Origin of the sequence: Glutamicibacter sp. MNS18 (genome assembly GCF_026107515.2) — a bacterium.
Lineage (GTDB): Bacteria > Actinomycetota > Actinomycetes > Actinomycetales > Micrococcaceae > Glutamicibacter.
In genome coordinates, this window is the sequence record NZ_JAPCHW010000001.1 from 226,786 (window position 1) to 253,766 (window position 26,981).

The 26,981-nt window shown below is 64.1% G+C and carries 28 protein-coding genes, 3 tRNA genes and 1 pseudogene; 17 read left to right on the forward strand and 15 right to left on the reverse strand.

What is annotated here, in order from left to right; translation table 11 throughout:
* Positions 1-323: 323 nt before the first annotated feature.
* Positions 324-398: transfer RNA gene (locus tag OK351_RS01065), tRNA-Thr, on the reverse strand.
* Between the two features lie 407 nt (positions 399-805).
* Between OK351_RS01065 and OK351_RS01070 the strand changes: the two genes are divergently transcribed.
* The 3 genes and pseudogenes from OK351_RS01070 to OK351_RS01080 form a co-directional block, all read left to right on the forward strand.
* Positions 806-877 (forward strand) — tRNA-Thr (locus OK351_RS01070).
* 47 nt (positions 878-924) lie between these two features.
* Positions 925-998 (forward strand) — tRNA-Met (locus OK351_RS01075).
* 690 nt (positions 999-1,688) lie between these two features.
* Positions 1,689-1,846 (forward strand): annotated as a pseudogene (locus OK351_RS01080) (transposase); the annotation flags it as partial.
* Here the strand turns inward: OK351_RS01080 and OK351_RS01085 are convergent.
* Positions 1,833-2,597: a GTP pyrophosphokinase gene (locus OK351_RS01085; RefSeq protein ID WP_265155483.1), complete on the reverse strand. Its 765-nt coding sequence runs from the start codon at positions 2,595-2,597 to the stop codon at positions 1,833-1,835. The pseudogene OK351_RS01080 and the gene OK351_RS01085 sit on opposite strands and share 14 nt — an antisense overlap.
* Before the next feature lie 226 nt (positions 2,598-2,823).
* Here OK351_RS01085 and OK351_RS01090 point away from each other — a divergent pair, with 226 nt between their 5' ends.
* From OK351_RS01090 to OK351_RS01140, 11 genes are all read left to right on the forward strand, one after another.
* Entirely contained in the window at positions 2,824-3,600 is a 777-nt protein-coding gene (locus OK351_RS01090; RefSeq protein ID WP_265155484.1) for a helix-turn-helix domain-containing protein, read from the forward strand.
* Positions 3,601-3,836: 236 nt separating this feature from the next.
* Positions 3,837-4,862, forward strand: coding sequence for an iron-siderophore ABC transporter substrate-binding protein (locus tag OK351_RS01095; RefSeq protein WP_265155785.1), 1,026 nt, complete (start codon positions 3,837-3,839; stop codon positions 4,860-4,862).
* A gap of 3 nt (positions 4,863-4,865) precedes the next feature.
* The gene (locus OK351_RS01100; protein ID WP_265155485.1) at positions 4,866-5,909 is read left to right on the forward strand and encodes a FecCD family ABC transporter permease; all 1,044 of its coding nucleotides are present in this window, start codon (positions 4,866-4,868) and stop codon (positions 5,907-5,909) included.
* A complete protein-coding gene (locus OK351_RS01105; protein ID WP_265155486.1) occupies positions 5,906-6,994 on the forward strand; it encodes a FecCD family ABC transporter permease in 1,089 nt (362 codons plus the stop codon). The genes OK351_RS01100 and OK351_RS01105 overlap by 4 nt, the downstream gene beginning before the upstream one ends.
* Before the next feature lie 2 nt (positions 6,995-6,996).
* Positions 6,997-7,845: an ABC transporter ATP-binding protein gene (locus OK351_RS01110; protein ID WP_265155488.1), complete on the forward strand. Its 849-nt coding sequence runs from the start codon at positions 6,997-6,999 to the stop codon at positions 7,843-7,845.
* A gap of 70 nt (positions 7,846-7,915) precedes the next feature.
* A complete protein-coding gene (locus tag OK351_RS01115) occupies positions 7,916-8,857 on the forward strand; it encodes a DUF2797 domain-containing protein (RefSeq protein ID WP_265155489.1) in 942 nt (313 codons plus the stop codon).
* Between the two features lie 73 nt (positions 8,858-8,930).
* A complete protein-coding gene (locus OK351_RS01120; protein ID WP_265155490.1) occupies positions 8,931-9,185 on the forward strand; it encodes a hypothetical protein in 255 nt (84 codons plus the stop codon).
* Between the two features lie 59 nt (positions 9,186-9,244).
* Positions 9,245-9,691 carry a MaoC family dehydratase N-terminal domain-containing protein gene (locus tag OK351_RS01125; protein WP_265155491.1) on the forward strand — a complete coding sequence of 149 codons (447 nt, stop codon included), beginning with the start codon at positions 9,245-9,247 and terminating at the stop codon, positions 9,689-9,691.
* A gap of 3 nt (positions 9,692-9,694) precedes the next feature.
* Complete coding sequence (locus OK351_RS01130; protein ID WP_265155492.1) at positions 9,695-10,135, forward strand: MaoC family dehydratase; 441 nt, start codon at positions 9,695-9,697, stop codon at positions 10,133-10,135.
* A gap of 56 nt (positions 10,136-10,191) precedes the next feature.
* Positions 10,192-11,343: an MFS transporter gene (locus tag OK351_RS01135; RefSeq protein ID WP_306349464.1), complete on the forward strand. Its 1,152-nt coding sequence runs from the start codon at positions 10,192-10,194 to the stop codon at positions 11,341-11,343.
* Positions 11,344-11,351: 8 nt separating this feature from the next.
* Positions 11,352-12,419 (forward strand): UDP-N-acetylmuramate dehydrogenase, encoded by a 1,068-nt coding sequence (locus tag OK351_RS01140; protein ID WP_265155493.1) that lies wholly within the window; start codon positions 11,352-11,354, stop codon positions 12,417-12,419.
* Between the two features lie 107 nt (positions 12,420-12,526).
* On the opposite strand, the gene asd is transcribed toward OK351_RS01140, so the two are convergent.
* The 9 genes from asd to OK351_RS01185 form a co-directional block, all read right to left on the reverse strand.
* Positions 12,527-13,645 (reverse strand): aspartate-semialdehyde dehydrogenase, encoded by a 1,119-nt coding sequence (gene asd, locus OK351_RS01145; RefSeq protein WP_265155494.1) that lies wholly within the window; start codon positions 13,643-13,645, stop codon positions 12,527-12,529.
* A 100-nt stretch (positions 13,646-13,745) separates the two neighbouring features.
* The gene (locus tag OK351_RS01150) at positions 13,746-13,955 is read right to left on the reverse strand and encodes an NF038396 family protein (RefSeq protein ID WP_265155495.1); all 210 of its coding nucleotides are present in this window, start codon (positions 13,953-13,955) and stop codon (positions 13,746-13,748) included.
* Between the two features lie 20 nt (positions 13,956-13,975).
* Positions 13,976-14,536, reverse strand: a complete 561-nt coding sequence (locus OK351_RS01155; protein WP_265155496.1) for a dihydrofolate reductase — start codon at positions 14,534-14,536, stop codon at positions 13,976-13,978.
* Positions 14,533-15,336, reverse strand: a complete 804-nt coding sequence (locus tag OK351_RS01160) for a thymidylate synthase (RefSeq protein ID WP_265155497.1) — start codon at positions 15,334-15,336, stop codon at positions 14,533-14,535. The genes OK351_RS01155 and OK351_RS01160 overlap by 4 nt, the downstream gene beginning before the upstream one ends.
* A gap of 86 nt (positions 15,337-15,422) precedes the next feature.
* Positions 15,423-15,755: a GNAT family N-acetyltransferase gene (locus OK351_RS01165; protein WP_265155498.1), complete on the reverse strand. Its 333-nt coding sequence runs from the start codon at positions 15,753-15,755 to the stop codon at positions 15,423-15,425.
* A 75-nt stretch (positions 15,756-15,830) separates the two neighbouring features.
* Positions 15,831-16,802 (reverse strand): NUDIX hydrolase, encoded by a 972-nt coding sequence (locus tag OK351_RS01170; protein WP_265155499.1) that lies wholly within the window; start codon positions 16,800-16,802, stop codon positions 15,831-15,833.
* A gap of 34 nt (positions 16,803-16,836) precedes the next feature.
* Positions 16,837-19,053, reverse strand: coding sequence for an RNA degradosome polyphosphate kinase (locus tag OK351_RS01175; RefSeq protein ID WP_265155500.1), 2,217 nt, complete (start codon positions 19,051-19,053; stop codon positions 16,837-16,839).
* 99 nt (positions 19,054-19,152) lie between these two features.
* Positions 19,153-20,106, reverse strand: a complete 954-nt coding sequence (mshD, locus tag OK351_RS01180; RefSeq protein WP_265155501.1) for a mycothiol synthase — start codon at positions 20,104-20,106, stop codon at positions 19,153-19,155.
* Positions 20,107-20,282: 176 nt separating this feature from the next.
* Positions 20,283-20,951, reverse strand: a complete 669-nt coding sequence (locus OK351_RS01185) for a response regulator transcription factor (RefSeq protein WP_265155502.1) — start codon at positions 20,949-20,951, stop codon at positions 20,283-20,285.
* A 128-nt stretch (positions 20,952-21,079) separates the two neighbouring features.
* Between OK351_RS01185 and OK351_RS01190 the strand changes: the two genes are divergently transcribed.
* The 3 genes from OK351_RS01190 (at position 21,080) to OK351_RS01200 (ending at position 23,807) form a co-directional block, all read left to right on the forward strand.
* Positions 21,080-21,820 (forward strand): hypothetical protein, encoded by a 741-nt coding sequence (locus tag OK351_RS01190; protein ID WP_265155503.1) that lies wholly within the window; start codon positions 21,080-21,082, stop codon positions 21,818-21,820.
* 262 nt (positions 21,821-22,082) lie between these two features.
* A complete protein-coding gene (locus OK351_RS01195; protein ID WP_265155504.1) occupies positions 22,083-22,715 on the forward strand; it encodes a heme-binding beta-barrel domain-containing protein in 633 nt (210 codons plus the stop codon).
* A gap of 3 nt (positions 22,716-22,718) precedes the next feature.
* Positions 22,719-23,807, forward strand: a complete 1,089-nt coding sequence (locus tag OK351_RS01200; protein ID WP_265155505.1) for a CAF17-like 4Fe-4S cluster assembly/insertion protein YgfZ — start codon at positions 22,719-22,721, stop codon at positions 23,805-23,807.
* Between the two features lie 72 nt (positions 23,808-23,879).
* Here the strand turns inward: OK351_RS01200 and OK351_RS01205 are convergent, their stop codons facing one another.
* The 4 genes from OK351_RS01205 to OK351_RS01220 form a co-directional block, all read right to left on the reverse strand.
* Positions 23,880-24,908, reverse strand: coding sequence for a 6-phosphofructokinase (locus OK351_RS01205; RefSeq protein ID WP_265155506.1), 1,029 nt, complete (start codon positions 24,906-24,908; stop codon positions 23,880-23,882).
* Between the two features lie 210 nt (positions 24,909-25,118).
* The gene (locus OK351_RS01210) at positions 25,119-25,361 is read right to left on the reverse strand and encodes a PspC domain-containing protein (RefSeq protein WP_265155507.1); all 243 of its coding nucleotides are present in this window, start codon (positions 25,359-25,361) and stop codon (positions 25,119-25,121) included.
* A gap of 10 nt (positions 25,362-25,371) precedes the next feature.
* Positions 25,372-25,620: a hypothetical protein gene (locus OK351_RS01215; protein WP_265155508.1), complete on the reverse strand. Its 249-nt coding sequence runs from the start codon at positions 25,618-25,620 to the stop codon at positions 25,372-25,374.
* Positions 25,621-25,633: 13 nt separating this feature from the next.
* A complete protein-coding gene (locus tag OK351_RS01220) occupies positions 25,634-26,926 on the reverse strand; it encodes a PspC domain-containing protein (protein ID WP_265155509.1) in 1,293 nt (430 codons plus the stop codon).
* Between the last annotated feature and the right edge of the window lie 55 nt (positions 26,927-26,981).

Consider the following 26,981-nt stretch of genomic DNA (forward strand, 5'->3'; position numbering starts at 1 on the left):
GGTGGGCATCCAGCGGTACGGCCACCGTTGCTACCGCTGCGTGGTTCAGGCCCCGGGGGAGAACACCGGACGGGGGAGAGGATCCCTACCCACTGGCCGTGTTGCAGGGAGGTAGCCGGCCCCGAGACGGCACCGGCGCCGTGACCGGACTGTGAACGGCGCATCGCGTCCAGGGGGCAGCATTCGGAAGGGATGCCGGTCGTGGGAGAGCGCATGGTGGAACCGGAACAATGGTTGAAGGGCCTGCCCGAAGACGGGTCGGAATCCGAAAACACTGGCTACGGCAACAGGGCCGATCTGACTGGCAGATCGGCCCTGTTGAATGGAGCCCCCTGCCGGAATCGATCCGGCGACCTCGTTCTTACCAAGAACGCGCTCTACCACTGAGCTAAGGGGGCAACAGATAAATACTTTACACACATCTCCAAGGTTTACAAAATCCGGCTAGCCCGAGTGCCCTGTATCACATCGAGCCTACTCATCGTAGGGTTTTGCGTGTATACATAGTCGGCCGCGTTCTGCTGTCCGGAGCGAGCGCTGGCAGGGGGTCGTGGTGCTCGGGCATGCTTTTCGGCGCTTGCGGATCCATGGGGGAATGCTGTTCCGTGTGATGCTCGGAACCCACTGGTGGTCTGGTGAGAATCGTCACTGTAGTAGTCTTTGTTGCACGGTGTTCCGAAGGGTCGTCTGGCCGGCAGTTAAAACCCGGTCTGACGTGATTGTTTACCTACCTTCGAGGGGATTTCGCGCAACCCGGACTGCGATTTTTATTTGGGCCGGAATCCGTGTAGAGTATTTACTCGTTGCCCCCTTAGCTCAGTGGTAGAGCGCGTTCTTGGTAAGAACGAGGTCGCCGGATCGATTCCGGCAGGGGGCTCTGAGTGGGAAGTCATCTTGGCTTCTACTGGATGGTTTCCCACTTGTGGCGGTGTAGCTCAGCTGGTTAGAGCGCACGACTCATAATCGTGAGGTCCCGGGATCGAGTCCCGGCACCGCTACCGAATCAAGACCCTCAGCGAAATGCTGGGGGTCTTTCTCGTGTACGCCCAGCATGGGCGTCCACTTGAGGGTGAAAGTCCCTTGGAGGAGAAGGTGGTTTAACTCCTAGCCGAAGGCAACTGCGTCACCGTGAGATGGGGTGGGAAGGAAGCCGGAGGCGAAGCTTTGCACCGAGGAACACGAACCATATGTGAGGCATGTTTGCCGGGGTGAGCCAGCACGCGATGGTGAAGCCCGTTCCACCAGTTTTGTTCCATCAACAAACGGCAGATGTGTATATGTGGCAGGCGCAGGGTGAAAGTGGATGTTCTTGTCTGGGGAGGTCTGTCCCAGTGCATCATGGGCTTAGGTCTGTGGAGCGGTTGGGGCCGTGAGGTCAGCAACTGATGGGGCAGAAGTCAGCAGAGGTCATAGTACCTGCCTGGGAATTCGCCTTGGGTGAGGAGCCCTGTGGCAAGCCTGAGACCCTTGGGGGTCGTTGACGGGGGGGGGGTAGGGAAGGGCTGAACGCTGGGAATCGAGTATCTGAAGCAGTGGTACTCGTGTTCATCACGATAATCGTAGTCGCCCACCTTTCGTGGGGGGGGAAGAAAACTTTAGGAGTGCTCGATGGAATCTTTGGTGCCTTCGACTTCTTCTGCGCGTAGTGATGAACCGGTGGCTGATGGGGATGAGCTCAGGGCTCACCAGACCTCACCGGTGTGCGCGACTGAACCGGGCCCTCACGTTTACTGGACATGGTCCCCGGACGTTCCAAAGCGGTGTTTAAACCTGGCTGGCTGCACGGGAGGAAGAATGGAAGGACGGGATCGAAGTGGTCGCCATGGATGGGTTCACCGGCTTCCGCCAAACGTGGTTCCATCCACGGTGTCGTTGTTCCGTGCCAGGTCCCAGAGTTTTTCCCACAGTTGTTCGTCGAAACCGGTGCCGGCCGTCTCCGGCCCTTCTCCAGCCTGGTCGCCGTGGACTTCGTCATACAGATGCTCCATGTGCTTGTCCAGATGTTCGGCTGCGCTGGCAGCCGATGCCAGGCTTTGTACCAGGTGTTCCGGGACCTCTCCTTCGTACTTATAGAAGATCTTGTGCTCCAGGCTGGCCCAGAAATCCTGGGCGATGGTGCGGATCTGGACCTCCACGATCACTGGCACCGGACCTTCCGAGAGGTAGACCGGCAACTCGACGATGGCGTGGAGTGATTTGTATCCGTTGGGTTTGGGATTCTTGATGTAGTCCTTGATCTCCAAGACCCGGATATCGTGCTGCGAGGTGATCATATCCAGCACGTGGTAGGTGTCCTTCAGGAAGCTGCAGGTGATACGGATCCCCGCAATATCGGTGATGTTCTTCCGGATCTCATCCAGGGTCGGTACGCACCCGCGTCGGACGACCTTCTCCAGAATGCCTTCGGGACTCTTGACGCGGGAGGTGACATGCTCGATGGGGTTGTACTGGTGCAGGTGGATGAACTCTTCGCGCAGGATGGAGACCTTTGTCAGCATCTCGTCCACTCCGAACCGGTATTCCATCATGAAGCGCGGCAGTTTCTGGCGCAGGGTGCGGGCGAAAACGAGCATTTGCTCCGGGGGAGCAGCGCTCATCTGGTTCACGATGCTGGATTCGGTTGTGGCGATTTCCTGGCTTGGCTTAATTGCTCTCACCCCTGTGGCTGGATGAACCGGTGACCTGCCGGTAGTTGGTCGGCCGGCGCGGTTCGCATACTTAATGACTTCTATTGATGGCAGACTATATCGTGCTCCTTTGAGCGCGGTCAGAATCACCCGAAGACCGCACATGCCCAATTCGGCGAAAGCGGGGAAACTGTCGATGGAATCCGGCGTTGACCATCGTTCTCTACCGGTATTCGAGGCCGGGTCCGTAGAGGTGCCCTTTGCGATCTACCATTTCCAGGAGAAGGTCAGCCGGGAAACGCGATGGTCGGCACATTCGCATCCCACTCACGAACTGCTGTGGAACGACCGCGGGGCATCACAAGTCACCGTGGGGGATAAGACCTGGACCATATCGCGTAACACCGGTGTCTGGATGCCAGCAGGGATGCTTCACTCCGGGATGGCGCCAGCAGACAGCTGGTGCAACTCCACCCACTTCGGTTTCCACGCTGTCACCTCGATTTCCGATACGCCGGTGGCGGTAGAGGTTGACGAACTGTTGCGCCTGTTGTTGAAGCGGTTGGCGGCACCAGGGCTCAGTGAGAAGTCCCGCAGGATCACCGAAGCGGCGGTCGTGGACAACCTCGCGCCGGCGACACACGAGGTCATACTCCAGATCCCGCACGGCGATCTTTTGCGGCCGCTGGTGCAGGCGCTCACCAAGGATCCGGGGGATCAGCGCACCTTGGCTGACTGGGCCGCGGAACTGAATGTCAGCTCGCGCACCGTGACCCGTGCCTTCCAAACCGAGACGGGTGTAGGTTTCAGCGCCTGGCTGGGCATGTTGCGGCTGCAATGGGCGATTACACAGCTGTCCTGCGGTGAGGATACCGAATGGATTGCCGAGAAACTGGGCTATCGTTCGCTCAGCGCCTTCGGGGCGGCCTTCAAGCGTGGAACCGGTAGCACCCCCAGCGCATTCCGGCCGTAGGGAGGGACAGTACCGCGATACCCACGGTGTCTGAATCGCGATATTTCTGTCCAATCCCAGCGATTGCGCCTCGATGGCCGTGGATCTACCATGGCTAGGGAAGGCTCACCTTATCTTCATCCTTCCCATTAGGTACGCTCCATGTTGCGTAGCCGGGTAGCCTAACCAACGGGACGGGAAATTCAGTGTTGGGCCACTGTTGAAACGAATCTGGAGAAACACCTATGCGTAGGCACATGAATATGGCCGCGAAGGCTGTGGCATTGGCCGCAGCTGCCGCATTGACCTTGAGCGGCTGCGGTTCGACCGCACAGCCCGAAGCCGCTACCGGCACCGAAGCCCAGGGCGGAGCCGACTACCCGCGCACGATCGAGCATGCGCTGGGCACCACCGAACTGACCGAAAAACCGGAACGTATCGCCACGATCCAGTGGTCCAACCACGAAGTACCACTGGCCCTGGGGGTGGTTCCTGTTGGCATGGCGGCCGCGAACTTCGGCGACGACGACGGCAACGGGCTGCTTCCCTGGGTCGAGGACAAGCTCGAGGAACTGGGAGGTGAGATGCCGGTGCTCTTCGACGAGACCGACGGGATCGATTTCGAAGCGGTCGCCGACAGCAACCCGGATGTCATCCTGGCCGCGTACTCGGGTTTGACCGAGGAGGACTACGCGACGCTGAGCAAGATCGCCCCCGTTGTCGCCTACCCGGAAGCAGCCTGGGCCACCAGCTGGCGGGATAACATCCTGTTGAACTCCCAGGGCATGGGCATGGCAGCCGAAGGCCAGGCACTTGTTGCCGACTTGGAGGAGCAAATCGACACCGCGGTGGCCAAGCATCCCGAACTTCAGGGCAAATCGGCCATGTTCATGACCCACGTGGACCCCTCCGATCTCAGCGAGGTCAGCTTCTACACCACCCACGACACCCGTACCGCCTTCTTCTCCGATTTGGGCCTGGAAACCCCGGCCTCGGTGGCCAAGGCCTCGGAAGGCGAGGTGAAGTTCTCCGGGACCATCTCCGCCGAACGGGTGGACGACTTCGCCGATGTGGACATCATTGTCACCTACGGCGACGAATCCCTGGTCGAGACGCTGGAATCGGACCCGTTGCTCTCGCAGATGCCTGCCGTGAAGAACGGGGCCATCGTGGCCCTGGACGGCACCGGACCGCTGGGCACTGCCGCCAATCCGACCCCATTGGCGATTTCCTGGGTGCTGGATGATTACCTGGACCTGTTGGCCGAAGCCGCTGCCAAGTAGCCGATGACCGTCACCACCACACTGCCCGACGTGGGCGCCGCGGACTTGCGGCGTCCGCGGCGGGCGCGTCTGCTCGCCCTGTTGGTTCTGGCCGTGACCGTACTGCTGCTTTGTACGCTGTCCCTGATGATCGGCTCACGGGATGTGGGATGGAACGACCTGTTGCGCGGCCTGGGCGGGTACTCCGAGACCATTTCCGAAGCCGCGGTGGCCAAACGCCTGCCCCGCACCGTGCTGGGGCTGGTCGTAGGTGCGGCGCTTGGCCTGTCCGGTGCGGTCATGCAGGCGGTCACCCGCAACCCGTTGGCGGACCCCAGCATCCTGGGCGTGAATATGGGCGCGTCGCTGGCCGTGGTGACCGGTATCGCCTGGTTCGGGTTGAACACCGCGCACGGGTACCTGTGGAGCGCCATCCTCGGTGCGGCGTTGACCGCCGTGTTCGTCTACGTGGTGGGGTCGTTGGGGCGCGGCGGGGCCACCCCGCTGAAACTTGCCCTGGCCGGTGCGGCCACCAGCGCCGCACTGGCCTCGTTCATCACCGCGGTGGCCCTGCCCCGCGGGGACATCTCGGCCAATATCCGTTCCTGGCAGATCGGTGGGGTCGGCGGGGCCACCTTCGCCACCATGAGCCCCATGTTCTCCTTCTTCCTGGCCGGGATCCTGATCAGCTTCGCCTGCGCGCGCAGCCTGAATTCACTGGCCCTGGGTGACGAACTGGCCGTCGGTCTGGGGGAGCGGGTGGTGTGGGTCCGAGCCCTGGCCGCTGCCGGGGCCGTGATCCTGTGCGGTGCGGCCACCGCAGTGGCCGGACCCATCGGATTCGTCGGCCTGGTCATCCCGCACCTGTGCCGGCTTCTGGTCGGTGTCGACCAACGGTGGTTGCTGCCTTTCTCCGCCTTGGCCGGGGCAGCCCTGCTGGTGGCCGCCGATGTCCTGGGGCGGATCGTGGCCCGCCCGGCCGAACTCGACGTCGGGATCATCACCGCCCTGATCGGAGCCCCGGTCTTCATCGCGATCGTCCGCCGAAGCAGAATGCGCGAACTATGAGCACCAGTACCAGCACGAACCCCCTTCAGGGGACGGATACCGGAGCGCCGGCCACTGCCCGTACCGCAGGCAGGCTGGCACGGCTGCGCTCCCAGCGCACGGCCCGACGCCGCTGGGTCATCGGCCTGCTGGCCACCGCGGTGCTGCTGTTGGCCGTGCTGAGCCTGTGCCTGGGACAAACCCACTACTCCCCGGCCCAGGTCTGGCAGGTGATCAGCGGTGATCAGGTTCCCGGGGCCACCTTCACGGTCGGCGAGCTACGCATCCCGCGTACCGTCATGGCCCTGGTGGCGGGCTTGAGCTTCGGCTTGGCCGGGGTCACCTTCCAAACCATGCTGCGCAATCCGCTGGCCAGCCCGGACATCATCGGTATCAGTTCCGGGGCCTCCGCGGCGGCGGCCTTCGCCATCATCACCCTCTCGGCCAGCGGGGCGGTGGTCTCCACGTTCGCGATCACCGCCGGGCTCGGGGTGGCCCTGCTGGTGTACATGCTGGCCTACAAAGGCGGTGCGGCCGGGACCCGGCTGATCTTGGTGGGGATCGGCATCGCGGCCATGCTCGACTCGGCCATCAACTACCTGCTGACCCAGGCCGGACAATGGGATCTGCAAGTGGCCCTGCGCTGGCTGACCGGCAGCCTGAACGGCACCACCTGGAGCCAGGTCATCCCGGCCCTGATCGCCTTGCTGGTGCTCGCACCGGTGCTCCTGGGGCAGGGGCGCAACCTCTCCAGCCTCCAACTGGGTGATGACACGGCAGCTGGGTTGGGGGTGCGGGTCGAACGCACCCGGTTACTGGCCATCATCGCCGCGGTGGGCCTGATTTCCTTCGCCACCGCCGCCACCGGGCCGATCGCCTTTGTCGCCTTCCTCTCCGGCCCGATCGCCGCCCGCATCATCGGACCACGCGGTTGCCTGCTGCTGCCTGCAGCCCTGGTTGGTGCCCTGCTGGTGATGGTGGGGGATTTCTGCGGACAATACCTGCTCCCGGCCCGCTACCCGGTGGGGATCGTCACCGGGATCCTGGGCGCTCCCTACCTGATTTACCTGATCATCCGTTCCAACCGCAGCCAAGGGGCCCTATAGACATGCCAGCGCAGCACACCATGCCCAATGCCACGACCAAGACATCGCACCAGCTCGGCGCCTCGGCGCTCGCCGTGGGCTACGGTGAGCGCGCCGTCATTCAGGGACTGGACCTGCAGGTACCCGATGGTGCGATCACCACCATCGTGGGGCCCAATGCCTGCGGCAAGTCCACGCTGCTGCGTTCCATGTCCCGGCTGCTCAAACCCCGGCAGGGGCAGGTGCTGCTCGACGGCAACGCCGTGCACCGGCTGCCTGCCAAGGAACTGGCCAGGACCCTGGGACTGCTGCCGCAAACCCCGTTGGCGCCTGAGGGGATTACCGTGGCGGATTTGGTCGGACGCGGCCGGCAGCCGCACCAGAAACTGTTGGCCCGTTGGTCCACGGCCGATGACCTGGCGGTAGCCGAGGCATTGGAATTGACCAACACCGCCGGGCTGGCTGAACGGGCCGTGGATGAGCTCTCCGGAGGGCAACGCCAACGGGTCTGGATCGCCATGGCGCTGGCGCAACAAACCGACATCCTGCTGCTCGACGAGCCGACCACCTTCCTGGACGTGGCCCACCAGGTGGAGGTGCTGGACCTGCTCACCGACCTGAACCGCGCCCGTGGCACCACGATCGTGATGGTGCTGCACGATCTGAACCTGGCTGCACGCTACGGCCAACACCTGGTGGCCATGCGGGAAGGGAAGATCGTGGCCAACGGGGAACCCGGCCAGGTGCTCACCGCCGAGGTGGTGGCCACGGTCTTCGGGCTCTGCTGCCAGGTGATCGCCGACCCCACCACCAACAAGCCATTGATCCTGCCGGTGGGACGCCACCACATGCTGGAATCGGCCACACGCTGAGTAGCGGTCCGGCATTGCCGCCGTCCATGCCCTACGGTGGATAACGCAATAACATCGAGGGAAGGCGCACATGGAACTGGCACGTCAGAGCATGGCACTGTGCCACGGTATCGGTTTTTCACCCACCGAACGCTCACCGTTCCTGCGGCTGCGCCACGGTGGGCAGTGGATCAACGAACCCCTGGATGAGGGGCGCACCTTCTCGCTGCAGATCGGGGAGACGAAATGGTGCCTGGGGTACGTGAGGATGTCGGATGATGGCCGACGCAGCCACCACATCTGCCCGCGCACCAAGGCGCTGAACAGCGGAACCCAGTGCGCGGCATGCCGCCGGCTGGATCAAACCAAGTTCATGCACCACTTCCACAAGACCGGTGAAGCCCCCGAGGGTCTGCGCCGCTACCTGGAACAACCCCACTTCCTCTATGTGGCCTCCTTCGCCAACGGGACCACCAAGGTCGGGACGACCTCCACACAAAGCAAGTGGACCCGTCTGGTCACCCAGGGCGCGGTCAGCGCCCGCTACATCGCCCGGGCCGCCGATGGGGCGGCCATCCGCATCCTGGAAGACCTGGTCACCGAACATTGCGGTCTGCGCCAACAGGTACGCCAAAAGGCCAAGATCCAGGGCTTGTGCTCCTGGGAACACAACCTGGATTCGCTTGAGTCACTGAATACCGGGCAGGCCGAGAGGGCCCGAGCCTTCCTGGCCGCACAGCGCGGCCTGGAAGGCTACGGGATCACCCTGCTGGACGAGCCCTGGCAGCAACCGGAGTATGGTCGCAGCGTGGTGCGGGCCTGGGACGACCGCTCCCTGCAGGCCTGGCCCGGGGGATTGCCCGGACGGAAGATCTCACTGCAGCTGCGCGGGGTGCTGGGCCAAAGCCTGATGGTGGATACCGGGCCGGAAACCAACCTGGTGGTGCTCGATGCCGCCGAACTGAAGACCCGATCGCTGCGGGTGGGCCCGGCCCACTTCGGGGAACAAGGCGGACAGTCCAGCCTGTTCTGAATCACCGTGGGGTTCCGCGGATCACGCGAGGGCAAACCACGTTCCGGCCCGGAGGCTGAACTAGACTGGAACCATGACCAACACTCCCTGGGAAGCGGCCTCGCCACGCTACAAGAAATTCGTCTTCGCGGCGTTGACACTCATGGGTGGCGGAATCCTGCTGGCCATTGTGGGCATCAACCTGTCCTCGCGGCCGTTGCTGTTTATCGCCATCGGGATGATGGGTATCGGCATGTGCGTGCACATCGGTTCCCTGGTGGTCCGGGCCCGCGATGCGCGCGCCTGGCGGATCGCCAACGGCTACCAGAAGCCGCGCGCCAAAAAATAGGCATCCCTTCACACAGACAAACCTGGCACGAGAACACCACTGCCGCTCAAGGAGCATAGATGAGCATCAACACCGACCTGGTCGGACGCATTTATCCGGCCGGTGAGCCCTACCAAGTGGGCCGCGAGAAAATCCGCGAATTCGCCACCGCCACCAAGGCCACCTCGCCGGCCCATTACGATGTGGCTGCAGCCCGGGCGCTGGGCTACAGCGACGTGGTGGCCCCGCCCACCTTCGCGATCATCATCGCCCAGCGTGCGGACGCGCAGCTGATCGCCGATCCCGACTCCGGGATCGATTTTTCCCGGGTGGTGCACGCCGACCAGCGCTTCACCCACCACCGTCCGATCGTGGCGGGGGACGAACTGGTCACCGAATTGCACGTGGACCAGGTACGTACCATGGGGGCCGGGGCGATGATCACCTCGCGCGCCGAGATCTCCACGGTGGACGGCGTGAAAGTGGCCACCACCGTGTCATCCCTGTTGGTGCGAGGCGAGGAGTAGACCATGATTGCATTTGACAGCCTGGAAAAGGGACAGGTCATCGGCTCGACGACCATCCACGTTAACCGTGCGGACCTGGTCCGCTACGCCGGGGCCTCCGGGGACTTCAACCCGATCCACTGGAACGAGCGTTTCGCCACCGAAGTCGAGTTGCCCAATGTGATTGCCCACGGCATGTTCACCATGGGCGCCGTGGTGGATGTCGTCACCGACTGGGTGGGGGATCCCGGGGCCATCATCGACTACCAGACCCGATTCACCAAGCCGGTGGTGGTCCAGGATCCTGCCGGAACCAACCCCGCCGGGCATGAAGGCACCGCCATCGAGGTGCAGGGCAAGGTCGGCGCGTTGGATGCCGAAGCCCGAACCGCCCGTATCGATTTGACCGTCTCGGTGGACGGCACCAAGGTACTGGTCAAGGCCCAGGCCGTGGTGCGGCTCTGATCCTGTCCACCGATCTCGCCCTGCGCCGCTGGCGCAGCGGCCTGCTGGCCGCGTTCCTGGCCAGTGGGCTGCTGCTGTCCACCCTCGTTTCCCGGTTGCCGGCGTTGCGTGATGAGTTACAGCTGGACCATGCCAGTGTCGGTTTGCTCCTGCTGTGCCTGAGCGCCGGCTCCTTCCTCTCGGTCAGCCTGTCCGGGCAGCTGGTCTCCCGGCTGGGAGCCACCCTCGTAATGCGGCTGTGCGCCGCCACCGCTGGAAGCTCATTGGCCCTGGTGGGCCTGAGCTCGGTGATCTGGCACCAGCCCTGGCTGACCGGGATCTTCCTGTTTACCCAGGGGCTGGGAGTCGCCAGCTGGAATGTGGCCTCCAATGTGCAAGGTGCGGCCCTGGAAAGGACCATGGGGCGCACCCTGATGCCGCTGCTGCACGGGTTCTTCTCCCTGGGCACGGTCATCGGTGCGGGCATCGGTGCCGGGGCAGCGGCGCTGGGGGTGGGCATTGGTGTGCACTACCTGCTGATGGGGATCGTGGTGGCCGGCAGTGTAGTGCTCGGTGCCCGGCACTTCGGCGAGGACGGCAGCCGTACCTCCCGGGAAGGATCCAACAAGTCCCTGGGCCGGGCCTGGCGCGAGTCGCGCACGATCCTGCTCGGGGTACTGGTGCTGGGCATGGCCCTGGCCGAAGGGGCGGCTGCTGACTGGGTGGCCTTGGCCCTGGCCGACGGGTACGGCACCACCGAAGCGACCGGTGCCCTGGGCTACGCGGTATTCGTCACCGCGATGACCGCCATGCGGATGCTGGGCGGGGAGCTGATCTTCCGACTCGGCCGGGTGGTGATGATCCGCATCAGCGCCGTGACGGCACTGGTGGGCCTGCTGGTCTTCACCCTGGGCCAGTCCCTGCCGCTGGCCTTTGTGGCCCTGGGCCTGTGGGGTGCGGGAGTGGCCCTGACCTTCCCGCTGGCCATGAGCGCCGCTTCGGACGACCCGCTACATGCTGCGGCACGGGTATCGGTGGTCTCCACCATCGGTTACGGCGCCTTCCTCGGTGGCCCACCGCTGCTGGGCCTGCTGGCCAACCAGATCGGCTTGCTGCCGGCATTGAGCAGTATTTCGGTATTGATCGTGCTGGCCCTCATCCTGTCCTCCAACGCCTCCGGATATCCCAAGGATCCGGCGGGCAGTGACCACGATTCCCCAGGAAAGTGACATCTCCCATGCTCAAGAACCTGACCACCACCGGTGTCGGCGGACCGGCCCGGCACCTGGTTGATGCCCACCATGACCAGCAGCTGATCTCCGCGCTGGTGGAGGCCGACTCCCAGGGGGTGCCGGTGTTGCCGATCGCGGGAGGTTCGAACCTGGTGATCAGCGATGAAGGGTTCGGCGGCACCGTGATCCGCATTGCCACCAAGGGGATCGACATCGAGGAGATCTCCGGAAACCGGGCACGGCTGAGGGTGGCTGCCGGGGAAAACTGGGATGCAGTGGTGGCGCACAGCCTGCATGCCGGACTGAGCGGGCTCGAAGCGCTCTCCGGCATTCCGGGCAGTGCAGGTGCCACCCCGGTGCAGAATGTGGGGGCCTACGGCGCGGATATCTCACAAACCCTGGAAAGCGTACTGGCCTTCGACCGGCATACCGGGCAACAGGTCACGCTGGATAACAAGCAGTTGGACTTCGCCTACCGTGATTCGTTGATCAAACGCACCAGCCGGGAGGGATCGCCCCGGTATATGGTGCTGGAAGCCAGTTTCCTGCTGCCAATGGATGAACTCTCCGCCCCGGTACGCTACGCCGAGCTGGCCCTGCGACTCGGGGTCGAGACCGGGCAACGGGTCCCGGCAACGCAGGTCCGGCAGATGGTCCTGGAGCTGCGCCGGGGCAAGGGGATGGTCTACGATCCGGCGGATCTCGACTCCCATTCCACCGGGTCGTTTTTCACCAACCCGATTGTCGAGCGGGGTGTGGTGCGGTCCCTGCCGGAGAATGCGCCATACTACCCGGTGGAAGACCCGCAGAAGGTCAAGCTCTCGGCCGCCTGGCTGATCGACCAGGCCGGGTTCTGCAAGGGCTATGGGCTTGAACGCACCCCCGGCCACCTGCTGGCCGGGGGGCGGGCGGCGCTGTCCACCAAGCACACCCTGGCCATCACGAACCGCGGTGGGGCCTCGGCGCGGGACATCCTGGCCATTGCCCGGGCGGTACGCCGCGGGGTCAAAGAACGTTTCGGGATCACCCTGGTGAATGAGCCCCTGCTGATCGGTGTGCAGCTCGAACAGTAGCCGGTACCAGCGGCAACCGGGCGCGGTGGCCGCTGCGCACAGCAGAAGGAGGCTGCCATCCGGATCGCTCCGGTTGGCAGCCTCCTGTGGCTAAAACCTGGGCCTGGTTAGAGGCGGCCCTGGGCAATGGCGAGCATGCGGCGCAGCGGTTCGGCCGCGCCCCACAGCAACTGGTCGCCCACGGTGAATGCGGAGATGTACTGCGGGCCCATTTCCAGCTTGCGGATACGTCCCACCGGGATGTCCAGGGTGCCCGACGCCGCGACCGGGGTCAGCTGCTCCATGGTCGCTTCCTTCTGGTTCGGCACGACCTTCGCCCACTGGTTATCGCCATCGAGCAGGTTCTCGATCTCGCTGATCGACAGGTCTTCCCTCAGCTTCAGGGTCAACGCCTGCGAATGCGAACGCATGGCACCGATACGAACGCACAGCCCGTCCATGATGATGTGGTTCTCGCCGCTGGTCTGCAGGATCTTATTGGTCTCGACCCCGGCCTTCCATTCCTCGCGGGACTGGCCATTGCCCAGATCCGAGTCGATCCACGGGATCAGCGAACCGCCCAACGGGACGCCGAACTGTGCTGCGTCCAGGGAGCTGCGCTGCGTGGTTAGCACCTGGCGGTCGATTTCCAGGATGGCGCTGGCCGGATCGGCAAGGTCGGCATGGACCGCGGAGTTGATGTCCCCGAACTGGGTCAGCAGTTCGCGCATGTGGCGCGCCCCGCCACCGGAGGCGGCCTGGTAGGTCATGGCGGTACCCCACTCGACCAGGTTGTTGCGGAACAGTCCACCCAGGCCCATGAGCATGCACGAAACCGTGCAGTTGCCACCGACGAAATCCTTGGTGCCATTGGCCAGCGAGGCGTCAATGACATTGCGGTTCACCGGGTCGAGGACGATGACCGAGTCATCGTTCATGCGCAAGGCGCTGGCCGCGTCGATCCACAAGCCGTCCCAACCTGCGGCACGCAGCTGCGGGTGGACCTTGTTCGTGTAGTCGCCGCCCTGGGCGGTGACGATGATGGGCAGTTTGGCCAGGGCCTCGATGTCATAGGCATCCTGGAGCTTGCCTGCGCCGTCGGCGAAGGACGGGGCGTCACCACCGGGGTTCGAAGTGGAGAAGAAAACCGGGTCAAGATGGGCGAAATCGCCTTCATCGACCATGCGCTGCATGAGCACGGAACCCACCATGCCGCGATAACCAACAAAACCAACAGAAGAAGTCATACTTCAATGGTAGGCCGTTTCGTGCCCGCGTCCGCGATTCGTTACAGGGCTAACACCCGGGCCAGCGGTATCCGGCTGCCCGGCCGGAGGCAACCCGCACCTAGTCCTGTGAGGCGAGCAGCTTCTTTCGCTGGGTGATGGCCCAGTAGGCGATGAAAATGAACAGCTGGGTGGGCAGCAGTAACAAAATGACACCAAAGATCCGGTGTCCGCCCAGCACCAGGAAGAACCCCAGCACCGCAACAGCCAGGGCCAACAGCGGGAAGAGCATGTACCCGATGACGAACAGCCCCTCTGAACTTTTCTTCAAAGCAGCCAATGAATCTTTCACTACGGCGATGTCCTTCGGTTGTGCCAGGCCTCGAAACGGTACCTGATCTGTGATGTGGAGGTATGCCAGCCTGCTTCGGGGTCACACAGGACCTGCTCGAATCCGTCCGGCAGCTGCGGCGCGGTGGTGTCCCCGGTGAGCTGCAGGTCCAGCCGGGTCACCAGCGCCGTGTCGATGTGTTCCATGGCCTGGGCATAGACCGCCCCACCGCCGATGATCCAGATCTCCTCGCTGCCCTCGCTCCGGGCGGCCAGGGCGAGCGCCTCATCCAGGGACTGGGCCGGTTCGGCGCCGGCGGCGCGTAATTGCTCGAAGGAACCGGTATTAGTGGTCAACACGATATTGGTGCGCCCGGGCAGGGGACGGAACTTGTCCGGGAAGGACTCCCAGGTCCGGCGTCCCATGATGACCGGGTGGCCGGCGGTGACGCGCTTGAAATGTTTCAGGTCCTCGGGCACATGCCAGGGCATGGTTCCGGCCTCACCGATGATGCCCGAGCCGGTTTGTGCCCAGATCGCCCCGATCAGTGCCGGGCGTTCGCTGCTGTGCGCCGGACTCATACCGCCACGCTGCCCTTGATGGTGGGGTGGTGCCGGTAGTTCTGGACCACGAAATCCTCCAGCGTGTAATCGAAGATCGACTCCGGACGGCGGGCCAGCTGCAGCTGCGGGTACGGGTACGGGTCGCGGGAGAGCTGTTCGCGCACCTGGTCCAGATGGTTGGTGTAGATATGCACATCCCCGCCGGTCCAGATGAACTCGCCCGGTTCCAGATCCAGTTGCTGGGCCAGCATCAGGGTCAGCAGCGCGTAGGAGGCGATATTGAAGGGAACACCCAGGAACATGTCGGCACTGCGCTGGTAGAGCTGGCAGGACAGCTTCCCGTCGGCGACATAGAACTGGAAGAACATGTGGCAGGGGGGCAACGCCATATTCGAGATCTCGGCGACATTCCAGGCCGAGACGATATGCCGGCGGGAATCGGGGTTCTCGCGCAGCGACTGGACCACCTGGGAGATCTGGTCGATATGCCCGCCATCGGGGGTGGGCCAGGAACGCCATTGCACCCCGTAGACCGGGCCCAGTTCACCATCCGGGTCGGCCCATTCGTTCCAGATGCGTACACCCTGTTCCTGTAGCCAGGTCACATTGGACTCGCCGCGCAGGAACCAGAGCAGTTCGGCAGCCACCGACTTGAAATGCACTCGCTTGGTGGTGATCAGCGGGAAGGATTCGGACAAATCGAAACGGATCTGTCGGCCGAACACCGAGCGGGTGCCGGTGCCGGTGCGGTCTTCCTTGACGGTGCCGTTCTCCAGTACTTCACGCAGCAGATCTTCGTATGGGGTAGGAATGCTCACTCCACAAGTCTAGGGGAAAAGGCAAGGGGGTTTCGCATGGCTCCTGCGCGGTGGTCATCACAAGCCGCACGGGCAGGCGCCCCACGCTATGCTTGGGTGGCCAACAGGTCCTTGTACTCCGGGTACCTGTCCAGGTAGCCGTCGATATAGGTGCATTCGGAGACGATCCGGACCCCCTCGGTGCGCAGCTGGTCCAGTACCAGGGTCACCAGGGCGCGGGCATAACCGCGGCGGCCGAACTCCTCGTTCACGATGGTGTGCTGCAAGGTCACCAGGTCCCCTTCACGCTGGTAGCCGATGAAGCCCACATAGGTCGAGCCATGCCAGAGCGCATACCGGCCCCGTCCGGGATCGTGGTCCAGACGCAATCCCTGATGCACGATCTTTGGCAGCTCTTGTCCTGAATCCCGTGATGACAAGGCGCATCCCCTTCCTGCTGTGAGTTATACCACTATGGTACTAGTATGCCACCCCTGCGCGGACCACGCGGCTGGCTAGTCCGCGAACGGTGCATGGATTTCTATCGAGACGATCCGCTCGTGCTCACCGGCAGGCTGCTGCAACACGATCGTGCCACCGGGTTCCAGGAAAGGGTCCGCGGTCGGCAGCAGTTTGCGCACCGCCTGCGGGGCCCGTGCCGAGATCAGCGGCAGGATCAGCGGCAGCACCGGGCGGTGGGTGCACAGGACCTGGGAGCGGACCTTGTCCAGCAGCTTGCCCAGGGACTTGACCGTTTTTTCCGGTTTCCGTTGGGCCGCGTGCTCGGTCATCGAGTTGACCATCTTGGGCTTGATGTCATGGGCGGTCACGTACGGGGTGATGGTTTGCAGGCAACGCAGCCAGGGGCTGGTGGCCACGTGCTCCGGTTGCCAGCATTCAAGCAACCGGGCCACCGCCAAAGCCTGCCGGCGTCCGGTGGCCGCCAGGGGTCGTTGGCCCTCCTCGCGTGTCCAATTGGCGCGCGGCTTGGCCTTGGCATGGCGTACCAGCATGAAGGAACGGGTTTCGAGCTGGCCAGCCAGGTGGGCGTCGTGCAGATCATCCAGTGGCAGGGAGTCGGTCGGGTTGGTCAGCATCGACTTGGCCTGTTTGGCACCGACCCAGCGGGCCTCGTCGCATTCGTTCCCGTCCACGCTCGGCTCGGCTCCGTTGGCCAGTTGGGCGGCCCAGTAGTAGACAACCTTGGCCTTGCTGTTCACGGTATAGGCGGTGGCCTCCAACGGGATTCCCAGGCGCACCGTCAGGCCGACCTCTTCACGGACCTCGCGCACCGCGCATTCGGGGATCGATTCGCCGGGATCAAGTTTGCCCTTGGGCCAGGACCAGTCGTCATAGCGCGGCCGGTGGATGACCAGGACCTGCAGTTCGCCGTCCTCGATCCGCCAGGGGATCGCACCGGCGGCGATGACGTCGAATTCCCCGAGCAGGATTTCCTCTGGGTCGGAGGATCGTTGTATCAGGAGCACAGCGGTAATGGGTCCTTATGTTGGTTGTCGGCCACTAATTGCCGCGACCGGGGTTGCGGCGCCGCGAATGGGTCTCAATGAGCCATGATTGCACATCGAGCAACGGCGCGCCGCTCTCGTCACGGTGATGCCGCTCCCAGTCGCCGTTGGACTGCAGATGCCAGGAAGAGGTCTTCTCGTCCATGTACCGGTCCAGGATCTCTATCAGACCCCGGATATCCGCGGCTTCGGCCAGCGAGACCAGTGCCTCGACGCGGCGGTCCAGGTTGCGGTGCATCATGTCGGCCGAGCCGATGTAGACCACCGGGTCGCCCGCATTGGCGAACATGAAGACGCGGCTGTGCTCCAGGAAGCGGCCCAGGATGGAACGGACCCGGATGTTCTCGCTCAATCCCGGCACCCCGGGACGCAGGGCGCAGATGCCGCGCACGATCACATCGACCTTGACCCCGGCCTGGCTGGCCCGGTACAGCGCATCGATGATCGTCTCGTCGACCATCGAGTTCACCTTGATCACCACCCGGGCCTCGGTCCCGGCCTGGGCGTTGGCGATTTCCTGCTCGATCCGGGCCACCAGCCCCCAGCGCAGTGAACGCGGGGCCACGAGCAACCGCTGGTAGGTGGAGCGCGGGGCGTACCCGGAGAGCTGGTTGAACAGCTTCGAGACGTCCTCGCCCACCTCGTCATTGGAGGTCAGCAACCCCAGGTCCTCGTAGTACCGGGCGGTGCGCGGATGGTAGTTGCCGGTGCCGATATGGCAGTAGCGGCGCAGCTTGTCACCCTCGCGGCGCACCACCAGGGACAGCTTGGAATGGGTTTTCAAACCCACGATGCCGTACACCACGTGTACGCCGGCCTGCTCCAGCTTGCGGGCCCAGGAGATGTTGGCCTGCTCGTCGAAGCGGGCCTTGATCTCCACCAGTGCCAGCACCTGCTTGCCGGCCTCGGCGGCATCGATCAGGGCGTCGACGATCGGTGAATCCCCGCTGGTACGGTACAGGGTCTGCTTGATGGCCATGACCTTCGGATCGGCCGCGGCCTGTTCCAAAAACGCCTGCACGCTGGTGGAGAACGAATCGTACGGGTGGTGCAGCAGGATGTCGCGCCGGCGCACCGCGGCGAAGACGTTGGCCGCCTTGGAGGTTTCGGAGACATTCAGGTAGCTCGAGGTGTGTCCCACATGCTTCGGGTAGTGCAGCTCGGTGCGGTCCAGCCCGGCGATGACCCCCAACCCGCGCAGGTCCAGCGGCGTGGGCAGCCGGAAGACCTCGTCGTCCTCGATGCCCAGTTCGCGCACCAGCAGTTCGAGGATCTGCGGGTTGATGTCATCGGCCACCTCCAGGCGGACCGGAGGGCCGAAACGACGGCGCAGCAGTTCCTTCTCCAGCGCCTGGAGCAGGTTTTCCGCGTCATCCTCCTCGACTTCCAGATCCTCGTTGCGGGTGATCCGGAAGAAGTGGTGCTCAACGATATCCATGCCCGGGAACAGCTGTTCCAGGTGCCGGGCGATGACATCCTCCAAGGCGATGAACCGGGCCTGGTGGTGCGAGGAATGCGCGGCGCGCAACCCGTCCACCGAGATCAACCGGGTGATGGTGTCCGGGACCTTCAAGCGGGCGAACAGGTCCTTGTGGGTCTGCGGGTTGCGCACCACCACGGCCATGTTCAGCGACAGCCCGGAGATGTAGGGGAACGGGTGGGCCGGATCCACGGCCAGTGGGGTCAGGATCGGGAAGACCTGCTTGGTGAACCAGTCGGTAATCTCCGCGCGTTCCTTCTCGCTCAAGTCCTTCCAGGTGACCAGCCTGATACCCTCCTCGATCAGCTCGGGGCGGACCGACTCGGCAAAGACCTTTGCGTGGCGCAACTGCAATTCGTAGGCGCTGGCCAGGATCTGTTCCAGCTGATCGACCGGGTTCATGCCCGTGGCCGCGGGCACGGCCAGACCGGTGGCAATGCGGCGTTTGAGCCCGGCCACCCGCACCATGAAGAACTCATCGAGGTTCGAGGCGAAGATCGATAGGAAATTCACGCGTTCGAGCAGGGCCAGGTTCTCGTCCTCGGCCAATTCCAGCACGCGGGCGTTGAAGTCCAGCCAGCTGATTTCGCGATCAAGGAACCGTTCGGTGGAAAAACCGCCGTCCGGTTCAGTGGCTGGCGCCAGATCCGGTAGCCCGATCCGGTCTTCGGTGGCCTGCGAGGAGGGCACGTCCTGGAGCTTGGTAGTCGAATGGATCACGGGTTTTGGCATCGGCTGATCTCGCTTCTTGACTTCGATTCTCTTCCCTGGCGGCCGGGCGGGAACGCCCTTGGCCCCCACCCTCCATCCAGGAGATGCGTTGTGGATATCCTACCGCGCAGGTCCGTACATGACATCGATGTCCCACACTGTGAAGCCCAGTGACTTGTACAATCCCACGGCCGCGGTGTTCCCGGCATCCACGTAGAGCATCACGGCGGCCACCCCGCGCTCGAGCAGGTGGTTGATGCCGGCCGCGGTGAGGATCCTGCCCAGGCCCAGCCCCTGGCCGCTGGGTACCACCCCGACCACGTAGACCTCCCCGATACGCGGTGCACCTGCGGTGTCCGGTTCCACCAGTTTGGTCCAGTGGAAGCCCTGGATCTGTTGTGTGGAATCCACGACCAGGAAGAAGCCGGCGGCATCGAACCATGGTTCGCCGAAGCGTGCCTGCAGGTCGGCCAGGCCCATCGAGCCCTGTTCGGGATGATCGGCAAAGGCGGCGGCATTGGCCTGGAGCCAGGCCTGCTCATCCTGTCCCGGCACGAAGGTTCGCAGCTGGAGGTGCTCGGGCAGCCGGCCGGCAGGCAGCAGGTCGGTGGAGTCCCGGCGCATCTTGTACAGGTCGCGTTGGCGCGCCAGGCCATGGCGTTCGGCCAGCACCCGGGCCCCCGGGTGGTCCCCATGGGCCCAGGACTGGACCGCCGAGAGGTCACCAAGCGTGTTCTCCAGCTGCTCCAGGATCCGGGTGGCCACCTGCCGCTGCCGGTACCGGGGGTCGACCACCAGTTCAACCGTCCACGGGTCGGTGTCGGTGCCGCGCAGGGCGATGGCGGTGCCCAGCAGCCGTTCAGTGCCCAGCTCGTCGGCGGAATGGGCGTACACCGCGATGAGCTGCTCCGGTCCGGCTTGTGCCAGGTCGATGAAGGTCTGGTCACTCAGCGGCGGGTTGGCATCGTGGGTCCGGGCCCTGCTTGCCAGCTGCTGGACCTGCTCGCGCAGTGCGGGGGAGGCCGCCCCGTTGTGGGTCGACAATGCCAGGTGGAGTTTCTGCTGGTTGCTCATAGTCCAACCCTAGCGCCAGGTCCGGGGCCGGGGCATGGAAATCACACCTCGTTCAGTGGCGCGGAAGCCAGGGGAGCTAACACCTATATGCGAAGGACCCCGTTGATAATGCTGGGTACCAGAACCACCACGGCCGCCGTCAAGCGATCAAGGCAGGGAACAGGAAGGTGGGAAGACTAATCCGAGTCGACGTGAAAACGGTAGCCGACATTGCGCACGGTACCGATCAGCTGTTCATGATCGGAACCGAGCTTGGCCCGAAGGCGCCGTACGTGGACGTCTACGGTCCGGGTGCCCCCATAGTAGTCGTAGCCCCAGACCTCATGCAGCAGCTGTTCCCGGGTGAAGACGCGCCCCGGGAACTGGGCGAGGTACTTGAGCAGTTCGAATTCCTTGTATGTCAGATCCAGGACACGCCGATCGATTTTCGCGGTGTAGCTCAGCTCGTCGATATGCAATCCGCCGACATTCTCCGGAGCCGCCCGGCCGTCGTTTTCGGCGCTGCGCGAGAGCATCAGACGCAGGCGCGCCTCGACCTCCGACGGGGAGGCGGTGGGCAAGACGAAATCCGAGAGGTGCCATTCCGGTGACAGGACAGTCAAGCCGCCCTCGTTGACCACAAGCAGGATTGGCAGGCCCAGAACCGAGGCCACGAGCTGCGCCATGGTGCGCGCGGCGACCAGCTCTCCGGTGGCATCAAGCACCACGAGTTCGCAATTTTCGGCCTTGGCCAGCGACTCGCTGGTGGCGGGCAGAACAAGCAATTCGTGGCTGAGCAGCTCCAGTGCCGGAAGTGGCAGGGACTGTTGGGCATCAACGGGCCCAAGCAGTAGCAGGTGTGCCATTCGATGGGACCTCCTGCCGGGTGGTTTGGCGAAAAAAAATTTTGTACGTGTCACAGTATAAGGAATAGATAGTTCGTTTAAGCGGAAAGCCCCATGTGCGCGTCGAGTAACACCACAGGATGGACAGTGTGAGAATCAAGGTTTTGATCAGCGGATTACTTGCGGCGGCAGCTGTGCTTCTTGCGGCAGCCCTTGATACACCGGGCATCTGGGTCGGTGTGGTGACCGTGCTGCTGCAGCTGGTGTTCGCCTACACCTGGCCGGGTTTCACCGGGTGTGAGAAACCCTGGCCGCTGCGTGTCATCTTGGCCCTGGCGGCCCTGGCTTCCAGTGCCGCGGCCGTGGGGCTGGGCGCAAACCCGGGTTTGCAGGACAGTCTGCTGGTGATTGCCGCCGGCGTTCTGCTTGTCTTCGTATCCCAGGTCTTCCGCGGGGCCGCGGCCAGCGGGCGGCTGACCAATGTGGTGGCGGGAATCAGCGGGCTGGCCCTGGTCAGCCAGGGGGCGGGGTTCTCCGCGTTGGGGGCGGTCGCCGGCGGTTTCGGGATCATCCTGGTCACCGTGGCCAGCCTGCTGGGTTCCGGGGCGGTGGCGATGACCCGGCTGCCCGACCAGGTGGTCATGGTCCTTTCGGTGCTCACCGGTTCGGCGGTCGCCGCCGCAGCCAGCGCCCTGCCCTTGGGGCTGTACTGGTATCACTGCCTGCTGATCGGTGCCTTGGCCGGGCTGCTGGTCGGGTCGATGCGCGCCATCGTGCTGGCGACCCGGGCGATCAGGAGCACCACGCATATCCTGGCGGTCTCCACCCTGATCCTGCTGGTGGCCGGTGCGTTGAGCTGGTACGCCATGCAGGTCATGGGCCGGATCTAGGCGGAACATGACATCCTGAAAGTGATTCAGCTCTCGTCGGTTACCCGGCACCCCGACAGGTGGCGCTAGGATGGGAACATGAACGAAAATTATCTTGCACTCGAGATCTTCTTCCTGGCGCTGTTGACCGTTGCCGGCCTGGGTATGGCCGGTTTCGCCGGACTGGTTGTCAAGCGCCTGTTCAAGGGTCAGAAGTAGAAGCGGCGCACACTGTACGGTGTGCGCCTTCTTCATGTACATCCACGGAAAGCGAGCGCCGTAAATGGCTATTGAAATTCCCACGGATCTCACCCCGGAACTTGTCCCGCTATCCTGGCTGATCGGCACCTGGGAAGGCACCGGCCGCCTGGGTGAAGGCGAAGCGGATGACGCCTATTTCTGGCAGCAGGTAGCATTCCGCGACACGGGACTACCCTGCCTGGAATACCGCAGCGAATCATGGCTGACCGAAGCCGATGGCACCCGCCTACGCCCGCTGGCGGTGGAAACCGGGTTCTGGTCGTTGGACCGCAAGTTGGAACCGGCTGATCCCGGACCGGGGATGACTCCCGGAGACCCGTTCCCGGTCCTGCGCTCAGCCGATGATGTCGAAAAATTACGCACCGACGACGGTTTCAGAATCCAGGCGAGTATCAACCACCCTGGCGGGCTGAGCGAACTGTACTACGGGCTGATCAATGGGCCGCGGATCCAGCTGGCCACCGAGGCCCTGCTGCGCAGCGCGAATTCCAAGCCCTATGCCTCATCGACCAGGATCTACGGGTTGGTGGGCGGCGAGCTGTTCTGGCGTTGGGACATCTCCCAGGGCGAGCAACAGCTGCAGGCCCATGCCTCCGCAGCCCTGAAACGCGTGTCGAACAGTGGGCAGAGTCCTACGGAAAGCGCCGGTGGGTAGACCATGAGCGACAGTTACCAGTCGGTCCTCCTCAAGAGGGACGGCGCCGTGGCCGCAGCAGGGGTGGATGCCGGGGTGGCAGCCCACTACGGCGCGCCCACCCGAGAGGCCCGTGATCTGTTCCAGGGCAAGGCCGTGGCCGACCTGAGCCATTTCGATGTGCTCCAGCTGCGTGGGGAGGACCGGCTGACCTGGCTGGACACCATCAGCAGCCAACGCATCACGACCCTGGCCCCGGGGCAGAGCACCCAGGCCTTGCTGCTGAGCGTTCAGGGCCGGGCCGAGCATGTACTGAACATCGTGGCGGCCGAAGACCTGTTGTGGATCATCACCGAACCGCAGCATGGTGCGGCGCTGGCGCAGTTCATGGATTCAATGCGCTTCATGTCGCGGGTCGAGATCCAGGATCTGTCGGCCACCCACGGGGTGCTGGCCAGCACCGTGGCCAAACCCGAATTGGGCGAGGTCGTCTGGGCGAACCCGTGGCCGAATATCCAGGTCGGAGGCTTCGCCTATTCCCGCGAGGACCATCCGGGCGCGGAACGGGACTGGTTCGAATACATCGTCCCGCTCACCGAACTTGAACAACGGGTCGGGCAGCTGCCCCTGGCCGGGACCATGGCCGTCGAGGCCTTGCGGATCGCCGCCTGGGAACCGCGTCTGGGTGTGGACACCGACGAAAAGAGCATCCCGCACGAGTTGGACTGGTTGCGCACCGCCGTCCATCTGGACAAGGGATGCTACAAGGGCCAGGAAACCATTGCCCGGGTCCACAATGTGGGCCATCCGCCGCGCCGGCTGGCGATGCTGCACCTGGACGGATCGATGCACACCCTGCCGGCGGCAGGCTCGCCGGTTATGGATGGCGAACGCGTGGTCGGCCGCCTTTCCTCCGTGGCGCTGCACTTCGAGGCCGGGCCCATCGGGCTGGCGACCCTGCGCCGCACCGTGCAACCGGATGCGCAACTGGAGGTCGAGGACGGGGATACCCGTTACCCGGTCAGCCAGGAGATCATCGTGTCCCCGGATGCCGGGCAGGTCGCCGGACGATTCACCGGGTTCTTGCGCACCCCGCGCACCCCGGGTGTCTAGGACACAAGGAAAAAACCGCTGCGCCCCGCTCCCATCAGGGAGCGGGGCGCAGCGGTTTTCCCCTGCCTGCAGTTAGCCGAAGAGGATCCGGGCCTCGGCGTAACGCTCGGCCGGTACACGCTTGAGGTTATCCAGTGCCGCACGGAGTGGAACCCGATGGATCTGCGTTCCGTGCAGCGACACCATGGTGCCCCACTGCCTGGCGGCCACCGATTCTACGGCGGCCATGCCCAGCCGGGTGGCCAGCACGCGGTCGAAGGCCGTGGGAACCCCGCCACGCTGGATGTGTCCCAGAACCGTGGCCCGGGTTTCGATGCCCGTGTTTTCCTCGATCAGCGGGGCCAGCACCTCGCCGATGCCGCCGAGTCGCGGACGGCCGAAACTGTCGACCCCACGCGAGCTGAACGCCGCATCGGCACCTTCGGGCACGAATCCCTCGGAGACCACCACCAACGGGGCGCGCCCACGATCGTGGGCCTCGCGCACCCACCCGAAGATCTGTTCCATGCTGGTCGGAACCTCGGGGATCAGGATGGCGTGGGCGCCGGAGGCCATGCCGGCATGCAAGGCGATCCACCCGACATCCCGGCCCATGACCTCGGCGACCATGCACCGGTGGTGGGATTCACCGGTGGTGCGCAGCCGGTCGATGGCTTCCACGGCGATCTGGTTCGCGGTATCAAAACCGAAGGTGTAGTCGGTGGCGTCCAGGTCGTTGTCGATGGTCTTGGGCACCCCCACGATCTTCAACCCGGCATCGGTGAGCCTTTTGGCCCCGGCCAGGGTCCCTTCCCCGCCAATGGCGATGACGGCGTCGACACCCAGCCGGTCCAGGGTGGCCTGGATGCGTTCCGGCCCGCCGTTTTCCCCGTCGAACGGGTTGGTGCGCGAGGTTCCCAGGATGGTGCCGCCCTGTTTGGCGATACCCCGCACCTGGTGGCGGGGCAACTCGAAGATGTCGCCTTCCTTCACTCCGCGCCACCCGTCACGGAAGCCGACGAAGGAGAAATCGTGGCTCTTGATCCCGTTGAGTACCGCACCGCGGATCACGGCGTTCAAACCGGGGCAATCGCCGCCGGAGGTCAGTATTCCAATGCGCATATCTGCTCGATTCTACCTGGATGGCCAGCCGTGTCGCAGCGGGCAACCACCGGGGCAGCTACACGCCAGACCGGGCCGAAGGCCGGTTTCTTGTCTGTTCAGCAGCGCGCCGTTGAGCCGTCATTGATGCGATTCTACTGGGAAAACAGCAACGCGGCGAGTGCCGGCCGTGAAGTGAACCGGAACCCGCCGTGTTGCCGTGGCTGATGGCTACAGTGCGCGCAACCACTTTTGCAGGATGATCGAATTGTCCTGGGCCGGGATCAGCAGCCAGGCCACCACATAGGCGGCGATGCCCACCCCGGGCAGCAGGAAGGAGAGCAGCATGGCGATACGCACGATCGTCAGGTCCCAGCCGAACTTGTCGGCGATGCCACCGGCGACTCCACCGGCCATGCGCGCCGGGCCGCGACGCAGTGGAATGGAACGCAGGGAGTTGAAGAATTTGTCCATGTCAGGATCCTTAGAGTTGGTTCGAATCATAGGGTGGAGGGGTGTTCTTCCTTGATGCCGCCCGGCGGGCGGAGGCGACTCCGGAGATGATCAGGGCGATCCCGGCCAGGGCGATCAGCGTGATGAAGAACAACGGGGCGTCGAAACTCCAGGAGAACACATGCCTGGTCAGCTGGGCCAACGCCACCACGACCAGGATCAGGCCGAAAACCAGGGTACCGGTCGGGAACTTGGAAGAGTCGTATTTTTCGGGATTCATCGTCAATCAGTCCTTAGAAGTCCGAGGTATTCGACGGGGCGGCCTGTTCGGAAGCCACGGTGCTCACCCGGGCGAAGGCCCCGTTGACTTCGATGGTCAATACCGGTTGGCCACTGCCGGCGGCGGTGTTCGACGGCTGGTCTCCGCCTTGGGAGAGGAAGGCGCCGCGGGTCTCGATGCGCACCGGCACATCCGCGGGCAGCAGCAGATCCACAGAGGAGAATACCGCATTGACTTCCACCGTGGTGGACGAGGTCAGATCCGAGTAGTGGCGCAGGTCGATCGAGGCATTGCTGAACACCGCGTTGTAGTCGCCGTCGTTGTTTTGCTGGATCTGGCCGCCGGAATGGATGCCGAAGCCGGTGGTGTTGTTGTAACCGGTGTTGCCGAAGATCAATGACAGCACCAGCAACGGAATGGCCAATCCCAGCAGGCCGCCACTGGTGCGGTGGCTCAGCGCCGTCACCACCAGGGTCAGGCCCACGAAGAGCAGGCCCAGGGACAGGGCCAAGGACCAGGATCCGCCGGGGAAGGCGATCACGTCGAAGTAGTCGGCACAGAAAATCAGCGCCACAATCAGCGCGGTCACCCCGACCACAATGGTGGCCACCCAGCCGGGGATCGGTGGCGCTTCGGGGACCTTCGGGGTCTTGGCCCGTGGTTCGGGCCGGGGATAGCTGTCGTCCGGTTCAGATTGCATCGGGTTCTCCTTCTCGTGCTCCCGCGCCTGGGCGCTGGCGTTGTCCTGCCGGTCCCAGCCGGCTGCTGTGGCCCGGAAATCCTCGTCGATCCGTGGTGGGGCGGGCGGCCCCTGGTAGGGGAGGACCCCGCTGCCGGCAACTGGCCCGGGGGTGCTGGAGGGCGAACTGTCCGGGGTTGGGGTGGTGCCCTTGGCGAAGCTGGTGTTGTTCCGGCTGAAGACGATGAACAGCACCGCGGCAATGACCAGTAGCGGCCAGATGAACGGTGCCAGGCTGCTGAAGACCCACGGGGCCGGACCCACGCCAAGCACGAACACCGCCGTGGCCCCGGTCATGCCCAGGGTCCAGTTCTTCTTCAGGGCCTGCTCGAAATGGATCCGGCCCTGCTCGTCTGGCAGGAAGGCCCACGCCAGGCCGTAGGCGATCATGCCCACCCCGCCCAGTAGCGCCAGGGCGACCGCGATGCCGCGGATCAATACGGTATCAACCGTGAACTTCTCCGCCACGCCGGCCGCGACGCCGCCCATCCATTGGGATTCCCGGCGGCGGATGCCGGCATTGCGCAGGCTTTCGAAGATCTTGTGCGGTGAGTGATCGGTGTCCATGTTCCCATCCTCTCGCGTTCCGTCTCCCGCGCGCTATGCGGGAGAGCCCTGATTC

Bases quoted from the DNA above. Each gene is read 5' to 3' on its own strand.
- OK351_RS01085 (WP_265155483.1), bottom strand. From the start codon at position 2,597: ATGAGCGCTGCTCCCCCGGAGCAAATGCTCGTTTTCGCCCGCACCCTG.
- OK351_RS01090 (WP_265155484.1), top strand. From the start codon at position 2,824: ATGGAATCCGGCGTTGACCATCGTTCTCTACCGGTATTCGAGGCCGGG.
- OK351_RS01095 (WP_265155785.1), top strand. From the start codon at position 3,837: ATGAATATGGCCGCGAAGGCTGTGGCATTGGCCGCAGCTGCCGCATTG.
- OK351_RS01100 (WP_265155485.1), top strand. From the start codon at position 4,866: ATGACCGTCACCACCACACTGCCCGACGTGGGCGCCGCGGACTTGCGG.
- OK351_RS01105 (WP_265155486.1), top strand. From the start codon at position 5,906: ATGAGCACCAGTACCAGCACGAACCCCCTTCAGGGGACGGATACCGGA.
- OK351_RS01110 (WP_265155488.1), top strand. From the start codon at position 6,997: ATGCCAGCGCAGCACACCATGCCCAATGCCACGACCAAGACATCGCAC.
- OK351_RS01115 (WP_265155489.1), top strand. From the start codon at position 7,916: ATGGAACTGGCACGTCAGAGCATGGCACTGTGCCACGGTATCGGTTTT.
- OK351_RS01120 (WP_265155490.1), top strand. From the start codon at position 8,931: ATGACCAACACTCCCTGGGAAGCGGCCTCGCCACGCTACAAGAAATTC.
- OK351_RS01125 (WP_265155491.1), top strand. From the start codon at position 9,245: ATGAGCATCAACACCGACCTGGTCGGACGCATTTATCCGGCCGGTGAG.
- OK351_RS01130 (WP_265155492.1), top strand. From the start codon at position 9,695: ATGATTGCATTTGACAGCCTGGAAAAGGGACAGGTCATCGGCTCGACG.
- OK351_RS01140 (WP_265155493.1), top strand. From the start codon at position 11,352: ATGCTCAAGAACCTGACCACCACCGGTGTCGGCGGACCGGCCCGGCAC.
- asd (WP_265155494.1), bottom strand. From the start codon at position 13,645: ATGACTTCTTCTGTTGGTTTTGTTGGTTATCGCGGCATGGTGGGTTCC.
- OK351_RS01155 (WP_265155496.1), bottom strand. From the start codon at position 14,536: ATGAGTCCGGCGCACAGCAGCGAACGCCCGGCACTGATCGGGGCGATC.
- OK351_RS01175 (WP_265155500.1), bottom strand. From the start codon at position 19,053: ATGCCAAAACCCGTGATCCATTCGACTACCAAGCTCCAGGACGTGCCC.
- mshD (WP_265155501.1), bottom strand. From the start codon at position 20,106: ATGAGCAACCAGCAGAAACTCCACCTGGCATTGTCGACCCACAACGGG.
- OK351_RS01185 (WP_265155502.1), bottom strand. From the start codon at position 20,951: ATGGCACACCTGCTACTGCTTGGGCCCGTTGATGCCCAACAGTCCCTG.
- OK351_RS01195 (WP_265155504.1), top strand. From the start codon at position 22,083: ATGGCTATTGAAATTCCCACGGATCTCACCCCGGAACTTGTCCCGCTA.
- OK351_RS01200 (WP_265155505.1), top strand. From the start codon at position 22,719: ATGAGCGACAGTTACCAGTCGGTCCTCCTCAAGAGGGACGGCGCCGTG.
- OK351_RS01205 (WP_265155506.1), bottom strand. From the start codon at position 24,908: ATGCGCATTGGAATACTGACCTCCGGCGGCGATTGCCCCGGTTTGAAC.
- OK351_RS01210 (WP_265155507.1), bottom strand. From the start codon at position 25,361: ATGGACAAATTCTTCAACTCCCTGCGTTCCATTCCACTGCGTCGCGGC.
- OK351_RS01215 (WP_265155508.1), bottom strand. From the start codon at position 25,620: ATGAATCCCGAAAAATACGACTCTTCCAAGTTCCCGACCGGTACCCTG.
- OK351_RS01220 (WP_265155509.1), bottom strand. From the start codon at position 26,926: ATGGACACCGATCACTCACCGCACAAGATCTTCGAAAGCCTGCGCAAT.